Origin of the sequence: Klebsiella sp., assembly GCF_027492335.1 — a bacterium.
In the GTDB taxonomy this organism is placed as follows: Bacteria; Pseudomonadota; Gammaproteobacteria; order Enterobacterales; family Enterobacteriaceae; genus Klebsiella; species Klebsiella huaxiensis.
In genome coordinates this window covers 110,341-128,686 of sequence record NZ_JAPUEW010000047.1, presented here as the reverse complement: position 1 = coordinate 128,686, position 18,346 = coordinate 110,341, and the positions used below count along the sequence as shown (strand labels likewise).

Annotated in this window: 16 protein-coding genes, 3 tRNA genes and 1 pseudogene; 10 read left to right on the top strand and 10 right to left on the bottom strand. The window is 54.3% G+C overall.

Annotated features, from left to right (window positions below; all coding sequences use genetic code 11):
- Positions 1–130: 130 nt before the first annotated feature.
- A complete protein-coding gene (gene sugE / locus QVF11_RS14210) occupies positions 131–448 on the top strand; it encodes a quaternary ammonium compound efflux SMR transporter SugE (RefSeq protein WP_287857812.1) in 318 nt (105 codons plus the stop codon).
- On the opposite strand, the gene QVF11_RS14205 is transcribed toward sugE, so the two are convergent.
- From QVF11_RS14205 to frdA, 5 genes are all read right to left on the bottom strand, one after another.
- The gene (locus QVF11_RS14205; protein ID WP_139540923.1) at positions 445–975 is read right to left on the bottom strand and encodes a lipocalin family protein; all 531 of its coding nucleotides are present in this window, start codon (positions 973–975) and stop codon (positions 445–447) included. The two genes, sugE and QVF11_RS14205, sit on opposite strands and share 4 nt — an antisense overlap.
- Positions 976–1,113: 138 nt before the next feature.
- On the bottom strand, positions 1,114–1,473 hold the full coding sequence (gene frdD / locus QVF11_RS14200) for a fumarate reductase subunit FrdD (RefSeq protein ID WP_139540924.1): 360 nt from the start codon (positions 1,471–1,473) through the stop codon (positions 1,114–1,116).
- A gap of 10 nt (positions 1,474–1,483) precedes the next feature.
- Entirely contained in the window at positions 1,484–1,879 is a 396-nt protein-coding gene (gene frdC / locus QVF11_RS14195; RefSeq protein WP_139540925.1) for a fumarate reductase subunit FrdC, read from the bottom strand.
- A 10-nt stretch (positions 1,880–1,889) separates the two neighbouring features.
- Positions 1,890–2,624, bottom strand: coding sequence for a succinate dehydrogenase/fumarate reductase iron-sulfur subunit (locus QVF11_RS14190; RefSeq protein ID WP_139540926.1), 735 nt, complete (start codon positions 2,622–2,624; stop codon positions 1,890–1,892).
- Positions 2,617–4,407, bottom strand: a complete 1,791-nt coding sequence (gene frdA, locus QVF11_RS14185; RefSeq protein ID WP_287857806.1) for a fumarate reductase (quinol) flavoprotein subunit — start codon at positions 4,405–4,407, stop codon at positions 2,617–2,619. The genes QVF11_RS14190 and frdA overlap by 8 nt, the downstream gene beginning before the upstream one ends.
- A 276-nt stretch (positions 4,408–4,683) precedes the next feature.
- Here frdA and epmA point away from each other — a divergent pair, with 276 nt between their 5' ends.
- Both epmA and QVF11_RS14175 read left to right on the top strand, forming a co-directional pair.
- Entirely contained in the window at positions 4,684–5,661 is a 978-nt protein-coding gene (gene epmA, locus QVF11_RS14180; RefSeq protein ID WP_142514463.1) for an elongation factor P--(R)-beta-lysine ligase, read from the top strand.
- Between the two features lie 165 nt (positions 5,662–5,826).
- Positions 5,827–5,999, top strand: a pseudogene (locus QVF11_RS14175) (glutamate/gamma-aminobutyrate family transporter YjeM); the annotation flags it as partial.
- Between the two features lie 36 nt (positions 6,000–6,035).
- On the opposite strand, the gene mscM reads toward QVF11_RS14175, so the two are convergent.
- The 3 genes from mscM to rsgA form a co-directional block, all read right to left on the bottom strand.
- The gene (mscM, locus tag QVF11_RS14170; RefSeq protein WP_287857804.1) at positions 6,036–9,362 is read right to left on the bottom strand and encodes a miniconductance mechanosensitive channel MscM; all 3,327 of its coding nucleotides are present in this window, start codon (positions 9,360–9,362) and stop codon (positions 6,036–6,038) included.
- A 24-nt stretch (positions 9,363–9,386) separates the two neighbouring features.
- Positions 9,387–10,349 (bottom strand): archaetidylserine decarboxylase, encoded by a 963-nt coding sequence (gene asd, locus QVF11_RS14165; RefSeq protein WP_142514464.1) that lies wholly within the window; start codon positions 10,347–10,349, stop codon positions 9,387–9,389.
- Between the two features lie 94 nt (positions 10,350–10,443).
- Positions 10,444–11,502 (bottom strand): small ribosomal subunit biogenesis GTPase RsgA, encoded by a 1,059-nt coding sequence (rsgA, locus tag QVF11_RS14160; RefSeq protein WP_142514465.1) that lies wholly within the window; start codon positions 11,500–11,502, stop codon positions 10,444–10,446.
- Positions 11,503–11,596: 94 nt separating this feature from the next.
- On the opposite strand from rsgA, the gene orn reads away from it, so the two are divergent.
- Entirely contained in the window at positions 11,597–12,142 is a 546-nt protein-coding gene (orn, locus tag QVF11_RS14155; RefSeq protein ID WP_112216216.1) for an oligoribonuclease, read from the top strand.
- Between the two features lie 41 nt (positions 12,143–12,183).
- Here the strand turns inward: orn and QVF11_RS14150 are convergent, their stop codons facing one another.
- Positions 12,184–12,915, bottom strand: a complete 732-nt coding sequence (locus QVF11_RS14150) for an arginine ABC transporter substrate-binding protein (protein WP_142514466.1) — start codon at positions 12,913–12,915, stop codon at positions 12,184–12,186.
- A gap of 286 nt (positions 12,916–13,201) precedes the next feature.
- Between QVF11_RS14150 and QVF11_RS14145 the strand changes: the two genes are divergently transcribed.
- The 3 genes from QVF11_RS14145 to QVF11_RS14135 all read left to right on the top strand — a co-directional run bounded on the left by QVF11_RS14145 (position 13,202) and on the right by QVF11_RS14135 (position 13,598).
- Positions 13,202–13,277, top strand: a tRNA-Gly gene (locus QVF11_RS14145).
- Between the two features lie 145 nt (positions 13,278–13,422).
- Positions 13,423–13,498: transfer RNA gene (locus tag QVF11_RS14140), tRNA-Gly, on the top strand.
- A 24-nt stretch (positions 13,499–13,522) separates the two neighbouring features.
- Positions 13,523–13,598: transfer RNA gene (locus QVF11_RS14135), tRNA-Gly, on the top strand.
- Between the two features lie 271 nt (positions 13,599–13,869).
- On the opposite strand, the gene queG is transcribed toward QVF11_RS14135, so the two are convergent.
- Complete coding sequence (gene queG, locus QVF11_RS14130) at positions 13,870–15,009, bottom strand: tRNA epoxyqueuosine(34) reductase QueG (RefSeq protein WP_142514467.1); 1,140 nt, start codon at positions 15,007–15,009, stop codon at positions 13,870–13,872.
- A 13-nt stretch (positions 15,010–15,022) separates the two neighbouring features.
- Between queG and nnr the strand changes: the two genes are divergently transcribed.
- Genes nnr through amiB form a run of 3 tightly spaced genes read left to right on the top strand, consistent with a single transcriptional unit; the run spans position 15,023 to position 18,345 of the window.
- Positions 15,023–16,534, top strand: a complete 1,512-nt coding sequence (gene nnr, locus QVF11_RS14125) for a bifunctional ADP-dependent NAD(P)H-hydrate dehydratase/NAD(P)H-hydrate epimerase (RefSeq protein ID WP_287857798.1) — start codon at positions 15,023–15,025, stop codon at positions 16,532–16,534.
- Positions 16,527–16,988, top strand: a complete 462-nt coding sequence (gene tsaE / locus QVF11_RS14120; RefSeq protein ID WP_112216212.1) for a tRNA (adenosine(37)-N6)-threonylcarbamoyltransferase complex ATPase subunit type 1 TsaE — start codon at positions 16,527–16,529, stop codon at positions 16,986–16,988. The genes nnr and tsaE overlap by 8 nt, the downstream gene beginning before the upstream one ends.
- Before the next feature lie 16 nt (positions 16,989–17,004).
- Positions 17,005–18,345, top strand: a complete 1,341-nt coding sequence (gene amiB, locus QVF11_RS14115) for an N-acetylmuramoyl-L-alanine amidase AmiB (RefSeq protein ID WP_287857794.1) — start codon at positions 17,005–17,007, stop codon at positions 18,343–18,345.
- Position 18,346: the final 1 nt, after the last annotated feature.

The window sequence follows — 18,346 nt, the reverse complement described above, 5'->3', positions numbered from 1 at the left end:
GTACGGCCAGCGGTCGTACCGTTCTTCCTCGACTCATCCTTGTTGTGTATAATCTCTGCGAGTTATCATCCACCTTACGGGACGACCCGTGAGTGTTTCACATCTGGGGACGGCCCCATCAAGGAGCCATATGTCCTGGATAGTGTTGCTTATCGCTGGTCTGCTGGAAGTCGTGTGGGCCGTCGGCCTGAAATATACCCACGGTTTTAGCCGTCTGGTACCAAGCGTGATTACCATTGTTGCGATGGTTGTCAGCATGGCGATGCTGTCATGGGCGATGAAAACGCTGCCAGTAGGTACCGCTTATGCCGTATGGACCGGAATTGGCGCGGTCGGCGCAGCGGTTACAGGAATTATTCTCTTGGGGGAATCTGCCAGTCCGATGCGCATTGCCAGCCTGGCGTGTATCGTGATTGGTATTATTGGCCTGAAAATCAGCGCCCATTAATAATGCTGATTGACCCATAAGAGCTTACTCACGTCGAATCCCTGCTGGGTAGCGATATCCAGCATTTGCTGTTTCACTTCCGGCGGGATTTTCGGCGAGCGTGCCAGCAGCCACAAATAGTCGCGGTCTGGCCCGCAAACCAGCGCATAGCGATAATCCTTGTCCAGCGCAATCACGTTATAGCCGCCATAGAAGGGGCCGAAAAACGAGACTTTCAGCGCGGCGCGCGTGGGCTCCCCGATAAAGTAGGCAACACCATCGCTTTTCTGCCACATCCCCCGGTCGGGATTGTATCCCTTATTCACCACGTTCAGCCCGCCGTCATCGCGCAGGCTATAGGTCGCGGTGACCTTTTCTAAACCGCTTTCAAAACTATGATCAAAGCGTGCAATTTCATACCAGGTGCCAAGATAGCGTTGCGTATCGAATGGACTGACTACGGTTACGCCCGGAGGAGGCGTCGGTGTGCTACAGGCGACAAGCAAAAATGAAGCGGCAACAACAGCAATAACAGGTAGTAGACGCATAATATTTCCTCGCCAGTTTTAAGCTAAGTGTAGATTCAGGCAGGAAAAATGCGGTGGAATTTTCTTGAGAAGAGAGCCCGGTAACATAATGCTACCGGGCTTACTGGAGCCGATGTCGATACGGCTCCGGCTATTGGTTTAGATGAACAATATACCGACCAGCGTGACGACGGTCAGAATCGCCGCCAGGCCATAGAAGACCCACTTACCGTTGGGTACATGAATTTTCAAATCATGCATTGCATGGTGGATACGGTGGAGGCCGCACCACAGCGGCAGGACAATCATCAGAAAAATGAATGCGCGGCCAATAAAGCTGTGGGCAAAACCCAGCACGCGTTCGTAGCTGAAGGCATCTGCGGGCGCGAGACCGAGCGGTAGCATTATGCCTACCAGCAGCACGATCACAGGGGCGATAATCGCTCCCCACATGCCGCCTGCACCAAACAGTCCCCAGAATACCGGTTCATCAGAACGTTTTGGTTTGGGATTGATCATTCCAGCCTCCTTACCAGAACAGGGCGACAAACAGAATCACCACGGTGGCGACCGCAGTGACTACCCAAAGCCCTTTAATAATTGGCTCTGGCCCCATTTTCTCGCCTTTGAAGATAATATTGGCAGCTTTCGGTGCCAGCTCAAACCAGGTTTTGGTATGCAGCAGCGCGGCTGCAAGCGTGATCAGGTTCAGGATCACGACAATCGGGTTTTGCAGAAAACCGATATAACCCGCCCAGCTCTCCGCACCATGCTTCAGTGCGAACAGTCCGTAAATCAGCACAATGCTGAACCAGACCGTGGGAACCGCCGTGCCTTCACGCAGCATATAGAAGCGATAAAACGGCAGTTTTTTCCACCAGGTGGACGTCATCGGCCGCACGTAGGGTTTGCGTTTAGTCGTCATACTGCACTCCTTAGCGTGGTTTCAGGGTGGCGATAAGAAAGTCTTTCGAGCTTTCTACTTTGCCCTGCTGGATCGCGGCCGCCGGGTCGACGTGTTTAGGGCAGACTTCGGAGCAGTAGCCCACGAAAGTGCATGTCCAGACGCCATTCTGGCCGTTAAGCTGCGCCATACGTTCCTTTTTACCGTGGTCACGGCTATCTTCGTTGTAACGATGAGCGAGGGTGATCGCCGCCGGGCCGATAAACTCCGGGTTAAGACCAAACTGCGGGCAAGCAGCGTAGCACAGACCGCAGTTGATGCAGCCGGAGAACTGGTGGTACTTCGCCATTTGCGCCGGAGTCTGCTTGTTTGGACCCTGGTCAGGTGTGCGCGGGTTGCCAATGATGTACGGCTTAATGGCCTCCAGGCTTTCAATAAAGTGGGTCATATCGACCACCAAATCGCGCTCAATCGGGAAGTTGGCCAGCGCCTCAACTTTAATGCCTTTGGTGTACTCGCGCAGGAAGGTTTTACAGGCCAGTTTTGGCACTTTGTTCACCATCATGCCGCAGGAGCCGCAAATCGCCATACGGCAGGACCAGCGATAGCTCAGGTCTGGCGCAAGGTTGTCTTTGATGTAGCCCAGGGCATCAAGCAGTGAGGTTTGCTCATCGTAGGGCACTTCATAAAAAGCGCTGTGCGGTGCGACGTCCACTTCCGGGTTGTAACGCACCACTTCGACTTTCATGTTTTTCATCTCAGCCATTCGTCGTCTCCTTCTTCTCAGCTGCTTCCGCTTCAGCGCCGTACACGCGTTTTGCTGGCGGCAGAGTAGTGATTTTTACATCACTGTACTCAAGGCTCGTGTTGCCGTCCGCATCGCGGAAAGCGAGCGTATGCTTGAGGAAATTGACGTCGTCACGCTCGGTACAGCCCTCATCTAAACGCTGATGCGCGCCGCGGGACTCTTTACGAGCGATGGCTGAGTGCGCCATGCATTCAGCGACGTTCAGGCCATGACCCAACTCAATGGTATAAAGCAGGTCGGTATTGAACACGCTGGAAGTGTCAGTGACGCGTACACGCTTGAAGCGTTCTTGCAGTTCGGCCAGCTTATCGATGGTTTTCTGCATTAGCTCTGGCGTACGGTAGATGCCGCAGCCTTCCTCCATCGACAGACCCATTTCGTCACGGATCTTCGCCCAGTTCTCGTTACCTTCCTGATTCACAAGATCTTTCAGGCGTTTTTCGATATCGACGACCTGCGCGTCCAGCGCCGCGCTATTAACTTCTCCAGCTTCAGCGGCGCGCTTGATGGCCTGCTCACCTGCCATACGGCCAAAGACCACCAGCTCTGCCAGCGAGTTGGAGCCCAGACGGTTCGCGCCGTGCAAGCCCACAGAAGAACACTCGCCGACGGCGAACAGTCCTTTGATTCGCGTCTCACACTGCTGATCGGTTTCGATGCCGCCCATGGTGTAGTGCGCAGTTGGACGCACTGGGATCGGCTCTTTCACCGGGTCTACGCCGACGTAGGCTTTCGACAGTTCACAAATGAACGGTAATCGTTCAAGCAGCTTTTTCTCACCCAAATGGCGCAGATCAAGATAAACCACATCGCCACGCGAGGTTGGAATGGTGTTGCCTTTACGCCATTCGTGCCAGAAAGCCTGGGAGACTTTGTCGCGTGGGCCAAGCTCCATGTATTTGTTTTTCGGTTCGCCCAACGGCGTTTCCGGTCCCATACCGTAATCCTGGAGATAGCGGTATCCGTCCTTGTTGACCAGAATGCCGCCTTCACCGCGACAGCCTTCGGTCATCAGGATGCCTGAACCCGGCAGGCCGGTCGGATGATATTGCACGAACTCCATGTCACGCAGCGGTACGCCGTGGCTTAGCGCCATACCCATACCATCGCCAGTGACGATACCACCGTTGGTATTGTAGCGATAAACGCGTCCTGCACCGCCGGTCGCCAGCACTACTGCGTTGGCGCGGATCTGCACCAGCGTGCCTTCCATCATATTCATCGCGACCAAACCACGCGCCTGACCATCATCGACCAGAATATCGAGGACGAAATGTTCATCGAAGCGTTGAATTTGCGGGAACTGAAGGGAAGTCTGGAACAAGGTGTGCAGTATATGGAAACCGGTTTTATCAGCAGCGAACCAGGTGCGTTCGATTTTCATGCCGCCGAAGCGTCGGACGTTGACGCTGCCGTCCGGGCGACGGCTCCAGGGGCATCCCCACTGTTCTAGCTGGGTCATTTCCTTCGGGCATTGGTGGACGAAGTAGTCAACGACATCCTGTTCGCACAACCAGTCGCCACCGGCAACGGTGTCGTGAAAATGGTACTCAAAGCTATCATGGTCCTGCGCGACGGCAGCGGAACCCCCTTCAGCGGCCACGGTATGGCTACGCATAGGATAGACTTTAGAAATTAGAGCGATTTTAGCATTTGGATTAGCTTGCGCGGCGGCAATTGCGGCGCGAAGACCTGCTCCGCCAGCGCCAATTATGGCAAGATCGGCTTGAAAAGTTTGCACGACATTCCTCCAGTTTTTGTTTATTTCGCCGCCGGGCTGGCGAAAATGTATCACTGCTCCTTTATGGGTAAGGAGTATAGCCGTAGGGTCAACAGGGAAAATTGACGTGTTCGATTTTTTTATCGATCTGTGCGGTGGTTTATTCATTTCTTTTATGCATTTCGGTTAACAACAAATATAACGATATGTAGTGGATTCGCGAATTCGCACAAAATTTGTTTCACCTGCCAGTTACGAGTAGACTTCGTGCCCTTGTTTCAAATCGGAGAAAGTACCATGAGCGAAACGGCAACCTGGCAGCCGAGCGCGTCCATTCCAAATCTGTTAAAACGTGCAGCGGTGATGACGGCAATTCGTCGTTTCTTTACCGACCGCGGCGTGTTGGAGGTGGAGACGCCCTGCATGAGTCAGGCGACGGTGACGGATATTCACATGGTCCCGTTTGAAACGCGTTTTGTTGGTCCCGGGCACTCTCAAGGGCTGAATTTGTACCTGATGACCAGTCCGGAATACCACATGAAGCGCCTGCTGGCCGCCGGTTGCGGCCCGGTGTTTCAGTTATGCCGTAGTTTTCGCAATGAAGAGATGGGGCGTCACCATAATCCTGAATTCACGATGTTGGAGTGGTATCGTCCATGCTATGACATGTACCGGTTGATTAACGAAGTCGACGATCTCTTGCAGCAGGTGCTGGACTGCCAGCCAGCGGAGAGCCTTTCTTATCAACAAGCTTTCCAGCGTCACCTGGAAATCGACCCGCTGTCGGCGGATAAAACGCAACTTCGTGAAGTGGCGGCGAAGCTGGATCTGAGCAATATTGCCGATACTGAAGAGGACCGGGATACGCTGCTCCAACTGCTCTTTGTCATGGGCGTTGAGCCGCATATTGGTAAAGATCGTCCGACCTTTATCTATCACTTCCCGGCAAGCCAGGCCTCGTTAGCGCAAATTAGCACCGAAGATCACCGCGTGGCGGAGCGTTTCGAGGTCTATTACAAGGGCATAGAGCTGGCAAACGGCTTTCACGAACTGACGGACGCGCGCGAACAACAACAGCGTTTTGAGCAGGATAACCGTAAGCGTGCGGCTCGTGGCTTGCCACAGCAGCCGATCGATCGCAACCTGCTGGCTGCCCTGGAGGCAGGACTGCCAGATTGCTCAGGCGTCGCGCTGGGTGTTGACCGCGTAGTGATGTTGGCGCTAGGTGCTGAAAGCATCGGCGATGTTATCTCCTTTACCGTCGACCGCGCCTGATTGTCCCCTTCGCTTCCCTTTTCACCATGAAGAGGGAAGCAGCCATATTCGGTGCGGATAGAACGCAGTCCTGGACCATTGCCGGGCTTACCTCCACGCAAACGGTCGGTATTCTTGCCGCGTGCTGGATGATGTTGGCGACTGCTGTTGTCGTGCTGGTGGTGAGTGGTGACTTTTGCGAATTTCTTTACCGTGATTCAACCGGTGATGGGCGCAGGGGACTGGAGCAGCGCGCTGTGGATGGTCGTGGGCCGATTTTCTTTTCGCTGCTGGCGCTGGGGATTTATGAGAATTACCGCCGACGTACGGCAGTATCGTTTGTGGTTTCCGCAGGCTAAGGCGCTGGCCTTGCCCATTGTCGGGCAAGGCCATTCTTACAGACCGCCAGGCGCGCGGCTGGATTTCCCTGCTGATGTCAGCGCTCTGCTGCTCTTTCTGCCATCGATACTCTCCAGACGCATCTGGAACGGAGGGAACGGCATGTCGATACCATGTTCGCGGAAGCCCGCCAGAATCAGCTGATGCATCTCGTGACGCAACGGCATGCGGTGGCCCATTTCGGCGGCGAAAATACGCAGCTCGAAAATCTGGATCCCCTGCTGTAGGTCAACAAGGAAGGCTTCCGGTGCTGGGGTGTCGATGACTAACGAGCAGCGGTGCGCAGCGGTCAACAGGATCTGCGCGACCTCTTCAGTATTAGCGTCCACCGGCGCGGGAACGGTTAACACCACGCGCGTGACCGAATCAGACAGCGACCAGTTGATGAACTGTTCGGTAATGAACGCCTTGTTCGGCACAATAATCTCTTTGCGGTCCCAGTCGCTGATAGTGGTGGCGCGGGTATTAATGCGCGTCACGCTCCCAGTGAGATCGCGGATAGTCACCGTATCGCCAATACGTATCGGTTTTTCGAACAGGATAATCAGGCCGGAGATAAAGTTGGCGAAAATCTCTTGTAAGCCAAAACCGAGGCCGACACCGAGGGCGGCGATGAGCCACTGTAGTTTCGACCACTCAATCCCAATCATCGAGAAGCCGACCAGGCCGCCAATCAGCATCAGCAGATACTTGGTAATTGTGGTGATGGCGTAACCAGTACCCGGCGTCAGTTCCAGGTGCTGAAGAATTGCTAGTTCCAGCAATGCGGGCAGGTTACGCACCAACTGCGTGGTGATAATCAGCACCAGAATGGCAATAAGCACCGCACCGAGAGTAATCGGCTCCAGGCTCTCAACACCCTGCACCGTAGAGGTCACGTCCCACAGAGAGATATTTTCCAGGAAACCGAATGCGGAGTGGATTTCCGACCACAGGACGATGACCGACACCAGTGCGATCAGCATCAGCAGGGAGCGTACAAGGCGTAAAGACTGGGTACTGATGGCGTCGAGATCGATTTCGCTGACCTCGGCTTCCATTGAGCCTTCCGGGCTGCTGGTGTGCTGCACTTCTTCTTCGCCACGGGCACGTTGGGCGAGGATCTCCGCCCGTCGATGCTTCGCGCGATCGAACGCCAGGCGGCGGCGCTGAATTAGCATCCAGCGGCGGATGATGTGATAAACCACCAACAACAGGAACCAAATGGCGACTGAAGTTTCCAGCCTGGCGAGTAGCGCCTGTGAGGTAGCGAGATAGCCAACCGCAGCCGCCAGCATCGCGATCAGCGGCGCGCCGAGCAGCATATTCCATAGCAGCCGGTTCACCATATTTTCGCCGCTGCCTTCTTTATCGAGATACAGCGGTATTCCGGCGCGTTTCAGGCTCAGAGTGACCATCGCCAGCGCACCGCAAATCAGCATAAAGCAGAGGCGGCCGAGAGAGGCGGAAAACTCGCGATCGTTGAGGTTATCAAAGGTGATGAGCGCCATAATCAGCGGCACAATCAATCCGATACTCATCAGGTAGTAGCGCATTGCTTTGCTGACGCGGCTGCGCGGCCAGCCGAAGTGGGCGATAAACAGGCCGTTTGGGCGGGCGAAGGTGGCGCAAATCATTACCACCCACAGCAATGGCACCGTAGCGGTGACGCTATCGCCAATAGCTACCGCCAGCGGGAAAGGCCAGGCCGCCTGCAGGCCGTAGCCCAGCGTCATCCACAATACCGGCAGCGGCGAGGCCACCAGTATCGACCAGAAAACAGTGCGCAGCGTGAGCCAGAAGTGGTCCTGTGTGACCTTGCCGACCCGCGCACTGGAGCGCTCAAGGAAGCTAGTGAAGTGACGGCGTGAGCTGATACTAAACCCGACCAGGATGAGCGCACCGAACAGCGGCAGTATCGTCTCTTTGCTGGTCAGCATCATCATGCTGGCTTTGCCGAGCTGGCTCATGGTGTCGAGTGAGATCAGGCGGCGTAAATCCTGAACTATCTCCAGCGGCCATGAAAAACCAATCGGGCTGACGTCGGAGGTCCAGAACAGATAGCGATGGGTGGCTTCGTTTATCTCTTTAAGCGCATCCTCTAGCTGGCCGTTAGCCACTTTCAGCTTGGTCAGTTCGAGCATGAGCGTATCGCCACCGCGCAGCAATGAGTTAAGTAGCTCAGTTTGCGTGCGCATCTGGGCTTGCAGAATGCGGTTTTGCTCGTTGGTTAGCGGTTCACCGTCTACCTGACGAATCTGCTTCAGCTGCGGCTGTTTTCCGAGCTGATCTTCATAGCGTAAGCGCTGAACACGCAGCTGCGCCATTTCTGTATCTAACTGTTGCGGGCGTGGTATTTCCGGTAGTCGTGCAACCTGGGCGCGCAAGGCTTCACCGAGCAAATTAGAAGAGCCCAGCCATTGAGACTGCTCGCGCAGGGTGTTCAACGCCTGGCGTACCTGCAGGGTTTGATTGGTGGCCTGACGCTGCTGTGAGGCGATCAGATCCATGCGCTGGGCCTGCTGATTCAACGCCTGCGAAAGCTCGCGGTTAACCTTGAATTGGGTCACGATATCCGGCGGCAGGTTTTCGCTGTTTTCCGCCAGCAGTTCGGTGCTTTCCAGCGCTTTTTCCGCTTCGCGCTGCCGTTGGTTGTTAAGCTGATTGCGTAGCGCCTGTAGCCAGGCATCGAGCTGCTCACTCTGTTTCTGCGCCAGCTCGGAGCGCATCCGAGAAAGCTCCTGGCGGTTATTAGCGGAAAGCTGTGCCAGGTCCAGTTCATCAACCAGCGCTTTCAGACGTGCAGATTCCGCTTGTAGTCCGAGATTCTGCGCTTGTGCCAGCGGCGTATTGCTGTTTTGCGCACCAACCCGGCGTTCAACATCGTTTAATTGACGGCGAGCGTCGGTCTGCTGCTGCGGTAACTGGTTGAGTGAATCGGCGATATCACGGGCGCGATCCTGCTCCTGCTGCGCCTTACGACTGGCTTCCAGCAGCTGACTGCTGACCTGGAGAATCTCCTGGTTCAGGGCATCAGAGGAGAGAGTGGTTGAAACCTCGCGCGGCTCATCGCTCAGATTATTGAGCTGCGCGCGCAGGTTTTGCGACAGCTTGGGGAAGTTATCGATAACGTCCTGGTACTGACGAGCGCGCTCAAGGGAGGCATTACGTTCCTCAAGCGCGTTCAGGGCAGATTGCAGAACCTCAACGGTTTCAGGCTGGGCGGGTTTTGCCGCCTTCGCCTGCTCCAGTTCCTGCGCTATCTGTTTTGCATCCGGGGCGGTTGCTGCGTACGCCCCAAAACTGAGGCTCAAGGCCAACAGGAAAGTGTATATCAGGCGCACGGTGTAACCTTTTTCTCTCAGGAATTAACCTTCGTCTTGTTTATCGCTAACCAGCGGGCTGGCTGCGTGTTCGGCGCGGACTTCTTCTTCCGACGGCGGTGCAGGCTCAACGGGAGTGACGGCTTCAGGTGCGATCGCCAGCGGCTGACCAATTTTGGTCACCGACAGGCTTTGTAATTGCTCAACCAGCTTCACCTGGCCTGGGGCAAACAGGTTAATCACCGTGGAGCCAAGCTTGAAGCGACCCATCTCCTGGCCTTTAAGCAGTGCGACAGATCCTTCGTTGTCACCGGCAGGCCAGGTCCAGCGTTTGATGATACCTTCGCGGGGCGGAGTCACGGTCCCGGACCAGACGGTTTCGATACTGCCGACGATAGTGGCACCCACCAGAATTTGCGCCATTGGGCCAAACTCAGTGTCAAACAGACAGATGACGCGCTCGTTGCGGGCAAAAAGATTTGGCACGTTTTGTGCGGTCAGATGGTTTACTGAGAACAGATCGCCTGGCACATAGATCATCTCGCGCAGAATACCGTTACACGGCATGTGAACGCGGTGGTAATCGCGCGGTGAAAGATAAGTGGTGACAAAGCTCCCGTTACGGAACAGGGCAGCCATCTGATAGTTACCGGCCAGCAGAGCTTCAAGGCTGTAGTTGTGGCCTTTGGCCTGCAGAATTTTATCTTCTTCAATGGCACCCAACTGGCTGATTACGCCATCAGCAGGCATCACCAGGACGCTCGGGTCGGTGTTTAATGGGCGCACATCATCGCGCAGCGGGCGAACGAAGAAGTCGTTAAAGGTGCGATAGTTGGCGGTATCAGGCTTTTGTGCCTCTTTCATATCGACCTTGTAGTATTTCACGAACAGATCGATGACCAGTTTTGTCAGCCAACCTGCTCGCTTGCGTGCACCCCAGCCTGCGAGGCGGGTGAGCCACAGTTTAGGCAGAATGTATTGCAGCGAAAGTTTAAGATCGTTTAACAAGGTAGCCTCCAGGCCATTATTTGTCGTTCCTGACCACCCGCATTAGCGAGGGTCTGAAAAAAGGGGGCGATTCTAACGATGCTCAGCTTAAATGTCAGTCATCGGTTGATGAAAAGCTTTTACGCGTTTTTACCTGTACCTGCGCCATGCTTTCCAAAATGCGGTGATAGTTTTCAAACCGGCTCTCTGCAATTGCGCCTTTCTCTACCGCTTCGCGAATTGCGCAGCCTGGGTCGGTATCGTGTTTGCAGTCGCGATATTTGCAGCGGCCTAAATAGTCATGGAATTCGACAAAGCCGTGGGTGATTTGTTCCGCGTCGAGATGCCAGAGGCCGAACTCGCGTACGCCCGGGGAATCAATCACATCGCCGCCGTGCGGGAAGTGGTAAAGGCGCGCGGCAGTGGTGGTGTGCTGGCCCAGTCCCGAGTTGTCAGAGACATCATTGGTGAGGATTTCTTCCTGCAGGCCCAGGAGAGCATTCAGTAAACTGGATTTTCCCACCCCGGACTGCCCGGCAAAGATGCTGATTCGGTCAGTGAGCGCTTCTTCAAGCGGCTTCAGACCATCCTGAGTACGGCTGGAGACCATCAGTACGCGGTAACCTATCTTGCGGTAAACATCCATTTGCTCGTTGACGAAGGCCATGGCGTCTTCATCCAACAGATCTGTCTTATTGAGCACAATCAGCGGCTCAACGTTCAGCGTTTCGCAGGCGACGAGATAACGGTCGATAATATTCGGTGATAGCTCAGGCAAAATTGCTGAAACAATGACTATCTGATTGATATTGGCGGCGATGGGTTTCACTCCGTCGTAGAAATCCGGGCGCGTCAGCACTGAGGTTCGTTCATGCACCGCTTCAACGATACCTTTTACGTTAACCCCTGCAGCTGCGCTTTTGCCTGGACGCCAGACGACGCGATCGCCAGTGACCAGCGAACGGATGGTGCGACGAATATTGCAGCGATGGACGCTACCGTCGGCGGATTCGACATCGGCATGCATACCAAAGCGGCTAATGACGATACCTTCGGATTTCTCGCCGAACAGATTGTCATCAAAATCAGCCTTCTCCGAAGTCGTTTTCAGGCGGCGCTGGTGGTTGGCCTTCACGCGGCGCTCTTGGCCTTTGGAGAGTTTATTTTTACTCAATCGAACTGGCTCCTGGTCGCCCTGTATGGGCAAAACCTCTATGATACACGCTATTTTAGATCAATATAGTTACGTAAGAAGGGTGGAAAATAACATGAGTGCAGATGAAAACAACCTGATTTGGATCGATCTTGAAATGACGGGACTGGATCCGGAGCGCGATCGCATCATTGAAATCGCCACCCTGGTGACCGACGCGAACCTGAACATCCTGGCGGAAGGGCCGACGATCGCAGTGCATCAGTCTGATGCGCAGCTGGCGTTGATGGATGAGTGGAACGTACGCACCCATACCGGTAGCGGGCTGGTGGAGCGCGTGAAAGCGAGCACTGAGGGCGATCGTGAAGCGGAACTGGCGACTATTGAATTCCTCAAACAGTGGGTGCCTGCGGGCAAATCACCGATTTGCGGTAACAGCATCGGCCAGGATCGTCGCTTTTTATTTAAATATATGCCGGAACTGGAAGCTTACTTCCACTATCGTTATCTGGACGTCAGCACGCTAAAAGAGCTGGCGCGTCGCTGGAAACCGGAAATTCTAGACGGCTTTAAGAAACAAGGGACCCATCAGGCGATGGACGATATCCGTGAGTCGGTGGCGGAACTGGCTTACTACCGTGAGCACTTTATTCAGCTCTGATATCTGTGCCGGGGCCGGAAACGCCCCGGCAATACTTTCTGCTATTTAAACCACTTCTGCTCCATTTCCAGGAATTCTGGCGACGCTTTAACGACGTCCAGTGCGGCATTGAGGTTATTCAGCAGCTCCGGGTCATCTTTGCGCACTGCAATGGCGAACTGCTTGCCGTAGTAGGCGGGATCCGTTGCGCGTTCATCCATGATGCCGTAATCAGGGTTATCCTGCTGCCATTTAGTTAGCGTTTCCTGATCGCCGATCACTCCGCTAATCACGCCTTCTTTCAGCGCGTTTAAGGCACTTTCGTCGCTCTCAAAAGGTACGGCATGTACGGCTTTTTGTTTGTCACGCAGGTAATGTTGATGAATAGTGCCTTTCACGACGCCGAGTTTTTTGTCTTTCAGATCGGTAAACGTGTGGGCTGCGTCCCTCGCTGTTACCACCACGCCGGATAGCTCCTGACGATAGGGATGGCTGAAAGCGACCTGCTTTTCTCGCATGGGAATCACTTCAATACCGGCAATAACGGCGTCGAATTTCTTAAAGCGCAGCGCCGGGATGAGCGTATCGAAGCTTTGGGGGGTAAATTTGCATTCAACCTGCATCTGCTTGCACAGCGCATTGGCCAGGTCGATATCGAAACCCGTGGGCTGATTTTTACCATTGACGGTTTCATACGGCGGATTGGCCGTCGTTGTCCCAAAATGTAGCGTTGTTGCCGATGCTGTTCCTGTAGCAAGCGTAGTCAGCAGCAGGACGGTAAGCGCTTTTTTCATTTTATTTCCCTGGTTGTCATCGTTGTTGACCGTCAGCGGGCGGTATCCGCCGATAAACTTGAGCGATTTTGCGCCTTTAGCGAAGCCGGAAAAAGTTATTTTGCTGCATGTGATGGTTATTTAGGCAATTTAAGAGTATGTCTGGTGGTAAAGTGGTCACTTGAACCAAAAACAAAAAAAATTGCTCTCAGGGGGGTTGCAGGTAAATCGAATTCTCGTATAATGCGCCTCCCGTGACGAAGCAGAAATGCAAATCACGACGCTATAGAAATATGGCCAGCAGTATGCGGGAATAGCTCAGTTGGTAGAGCACGACCTTGCCAAGGTCGGGGTCGCGAGTTCGAGTCTCGTTTCCCGCTCCAAAAATTTGAAAAGTATCATCCTAATCACAGGATTTCGAGTTGCGGCAAGGCAGCAACTGAACGAATCTTTAGAAGCTTACTTAAGTAAGTGACTAAAGTGAGTGAAGGCGGCTAACGCAGAAGCAGCTTGAAAGACGAAGATTAAGCGGGAATAGCTCAGTTGGTAGAGCACGACCTTGCCAAGGTCGGGGTCGCGAGTTCGAGTCTCGTTTCCCGCTCCAAAATTTGAAAGTCACCACACCCAAGCGGGAATAGCTCAGTTGGTAGAGCACGACCTTGCCAAGGTCGGGGTCGCGAGTTCGAGTCTCGTTTCCCGCTCCAAAATTTCTTCCGATATTCATTTTATCCACAGCGCAAAATCGCGCCGGGGATGATTTTCGTTGTACCCAGGAAAATACTGTGAACAGAGTTATCCACAGGTTAATCTTTTGCCATTAGTCGGAAAAATACTTCGTTATATAAATAGTATCTTCTTATTTTGTTGAAATATAAGAATAAAATTTCATTTCAAAGTGTTAATCCGATCACTTGACGAACGTCTGCATGTTGATACGCAATGTGTTTTTATTTTTATTCACACCCTGTGAATGAATCAGGCATCTCTTGGTAGCCCTTTTTCAACCACTCTGACCAGCCGCAGTTTCTTCGGCAACTGCACCTCAATCACGTTGGCATTTCTCTTCTCAATTTGCTGCGCAACCGCCCATTCAATGTGTTCGTCGAGAAGTGGGTGCTCACCTCGGCGGCTCTCCAGGGCCTGCAGATTAGCTTCATCCCAGGGGGCATTTCCCAATGCGACGGCGATATTACGTAGCCAGCGCAGATGACCAATACGGCGAATGGCCGATCCTTCCGTCACTTTTAAAAAATAAGGTTCGCTCCAGGCGAACAGCTCCAGTAGCGCAGGCGCATGGAGCGCTTTACGCGGACTGAAGTCATCTTCATCGGTTAACTGCGCAAAGCGGTTCCACGGGCAAATTAGCTGGCAGTCATCGCAGCCATAGATGCGGTTGCCGATCAGCGGGCGGAACTCTTCCGGGATTGCACCTTCTAGCTCGATGGTCAGATAGGAAATGCAGCGCCGGGCATCAACGGTATAAGGTTCAACGATGGCGCCGGTCGGGCAAATCGTCATGCAGGCAACACAACGCCCGCACTCTTCTTCGACGGGTTGGTCGATGGGCAGAGGGAGGTCAATAAGCAACTCACCGAGAAAGAAAAACGATCCAGCATCGCGACTGAGGATTAGTGAGTGCTTACCTGTCCAGCCAAGCCCCGCTTTTTCAGCTAAAGGGCGCTCAAGAATCGGCGCGGAATCGACAAAAGGTCTAAAATTGAGCGAAGCACACTGTCCCTGAATCATCTCGCCTAGTTTTTTCAGGCGGTTACGTAGCAGCTTATGATAGTCCCGCCCAAGAGCATAGCGGCTAACGTAACCCAGGATGGGATCTTTCAGGGTGCGGGCGAAAGCGGCGTTAGCGGGCAGATAGTTCATTCTCACGCTAATCACGCGTAACGTACCGGGCTGGAGTTCGTGAGGGCGTGCGCGCATCATTCCATGGCGCGCCATCCACTCCATTTCGCCGTGGTATTGTTTATCCAGCCACGCCTGCAGTTTAGGTTCACTGGCGCTCAGGTCGGTATCGGTAATACCGACCTGCTGGAACCCCAACTCTGTGCCCCATTGTTTAATTTGTTGCGCTAACTGATTGAGATCGAGGGGCTGTGACATGATGGACCATACAATGACGAAAAACACCGACAGTATACCACACATCATCTGGTCGGCGGATGCGCTACGACTAGCGGAAAAAGAGGCGGCAGATACCCTCGGGATGACGTTATTTGAGCTGATGCGCCGTGCGGGCGAGGCGGCTTTCCATCTCGCTCGTGAAAAATATCCTGATAGTCAGCACTGGCTGATTCTTTGCGGTCACGGTAATAACGGCGGTGATGGCTATGTGGTGGCTCGCCTCGCGCATGCGCGAGGGATTCAGGTTACGCTGCTGGCGCTGGAGAGCGAGAAACCGCTGCCGGAAGAGGCTGGCATTGCGCGTGAAGAGTGGCTGAATGCGGGCGGCACGATTCATGCCGCCAATATTGACTGGCCAGAAGGAATCACTCTGATTATTGATGGTCTGCTCGGTACCGGGCTACAGAGCGCTCCGCGGGAAAACGTAGCGCAACTCATCGCATGCGCGAACGCATATCCGGCACCGGTTGTCGCGCTGGATATCCCCTCGGGGTTGAATGCGCAGACCGGTGCGACGCCGGGAGCGGTTATCAACGCCGCGCATACCATTACCTTTATCGCGCTTAAACCTGGGCTGCTAACCGGTAAAGCCCGCGATGTCGTGGGCAAGCTGCATCATCATGCTCTGGGGCTTGAGCGCTGGCTGGCTGCCGAGACGACGGCTCTTAGTCGATTCGATGCCTCACAGCTGTCCGGCTGGCTACCGCCGCGACGCCCCACATCACATAAAGGTGATCACGGTAAGCTGGTGATTATCGGCGGTGAACCGGGTACTGCGGGGGCTATCCGCATGACCGGTGAGGCGGCGCTGCGTGCGGGGGTGGGGTTAGTGCGAGTGTTAACTCACCAGGACAACGTCGTCCCCATTCTAACCGCCAGACCAGAGTTGATGGTCCACGAGCTGACGGCTCAGTCGCTGGAGGAAAGCTTGCAATGGGCCGATGTAGTGGCGATTGGACCAGGACTGGGCCAGAGCGAGTGGGGTAAAAAAGCGCTGCGTCAGACGCAGAACTTTCGTAAACCGATGGTCTGGGATGCGGATGCACTGAACCTGCTGGCAATAAATCCCGATAAACGTCACAATCGCGTGCTAACGCCGCATCCCGGCGAAGCTGCCCGTTTGCTGAACACGAGTGTGGCAGAAATTGAAAGCGATCGCTTACATTCTGCACAACGTCTGGTAAAACGTTATGGTGGTGTTGTAGTGCTGAAAGGCGCAGGTACGATAGTCGCGAACGAATCAGGCGAGATGGGCATTATCGATGCGGGTAATGCCGGTATGGCCAGCGGTGGAATGGGCGATGTGCTGACCGGTATTATTGCCGCATTGTTAGGCCAGCGCCTGACGCCGTATGATGCCGCCTGCGCTGGATGCGTTGCTCATGGCGAAGCCGCCGATCGTTTGGCCGCCAGAAATGGCACTCGCGGAATGCTGGCGACCGATCTTTTTTCCACGCTCAGGCGTGTTGTTAACCCGGATGTGATTGACGTAGACCATGATTAACCGAGTGATTTCTTTACCCGACGAGCAGGCGACTTTAAACCTTGGCGACCGCATAGCGCAGGCGTGTACTGGTGCCACGGTTATCTATTTGTATGGCGATTTAGGTGCGGGTAAAACCACCTTTAGCCGCGGCTTTCTTCATGCGCTTGGCCATCGTGGTAATGTCAAAAGCCCAACCTATACGCTGGTCGAACCCTATAGTCTCGATAATCTGATGGTCTATCACTTTGACCTGTATCGCCTTGCGGATCCTGAGGAGCTCGAATTTATGGGGATTCGCGATTATTTTACTGATGATGCCATCTGCCTGGTGGAATGGCCGCAACAAGGCACAGGTGTACTGCCTGACCCGGATGTTGAAATTCACCTTGAATACCAGGCTCAAGGGCGGGAGGCACGCGTAACGGCTGTCTCCACATTGGGTGAGTCTCTATTGGCGCGTTTGGCTAATTAGCCTGAAGGACGACGGGATGATGTATCGCATAACCAGTTGGCTGGCCGCTGCACTGATGCTGTTTAGCATTCAGGCCACCGCGGCAAGTTTATCCGACATCCAGGTCTCAAATGGAGATCAGCAGGCCCGCATTACTATTAGTTTTATCGGCGATCCTGAATATTCGTTTAGCCCACAGGGCAAGCGAACCGTGGCGCTGGATATAAAACAGACTGGCGTGCTCCAGGGGCTACCGCTGCAGTTTAGCGGCAATAATCTGGTGAAAAGTATCCGTTCCGGGTCGCCGCAGGACGCGCAGTCGCTGCGTCTGCTGGTGGATCTGACCGCCGATGGGAAAACTCGTGCGGTGAAGCAGCAGAATGGCTCTAACTATACCGTGGTGTTTACCATTAATGCTGATGCGCCTCCACCACCACCTCCTCCTCCGCCGCCGCCGGTGGTAGTGAAACAGGTTGAGAAACCCATTGTGCAACCCTCTCGCCCGAGCGAACCGGCGCGTAACCCGTTTAAAGCCGATAACGATCGGCTGACTGCGGTGACTAGCACAAGTACCATCACGCGTCCTGCGACTCGCACCGTATCGACCGATGATAAAGTGATTATCGCCATTGATGCCGGTCACGGTGGTCAGGACCCAGGGGCGATTGGTCCGAATGGCACGAAAGAGAAGAATGTGACCATTGCTATCGCCCGTAAGCTTCGCACGTTGCTGAATGCCGATCCGCAGTTCAAGCCGGTACTGACGCGCGACGGCGATTATTTCATTTCCGTTATGGGACGTTCAGACGTAGCGCGTAAGCAAAATGCTAACTTCCTCGTATCGATTCATGCTGACGCTGCGCCAAACCGTGATGCAACCGGGGCCTCGGTTTGGGTACTTTCCAACCGTCGTGCCAACAGTGAAATGGCCGGATGGCTCGAACAGCATGAGAAACAGTCTGAGTTACTGGGTGGAGCGGGCGATGTGCTGGCGAATAGTCAGTCGGACCCTTACCTGAGCCAGGCGGTGCTGGATTTACAGTTCGGTCATTCTCAGCGCGTCGGGTATGATGTGGCGACTAATGTGTTGAGCCAGCTACAGCGAATCGGCGACTTGCATAAACGTCGCCCTGAGCATGCCAGCCTGGGCGTTCTGCGTTCGCCGGATATCCCGTCAATCCTTGTCGAAACCGGGTTTATCAGCAATACCGGCGAAGAGAGATTGCTGGGTAGCGATGCTTTTCAACAGCAGGTCGCCGAGGCGATTTATAACGGTCTGCGTAACTACTTTATGCAGCATCCGCTGCAATCAGCGCCGCGCGGGACAGCGGCGCAGACTGCCAGCGCGGGGTCATCAGACGGAACGTTGTTAAATTAAG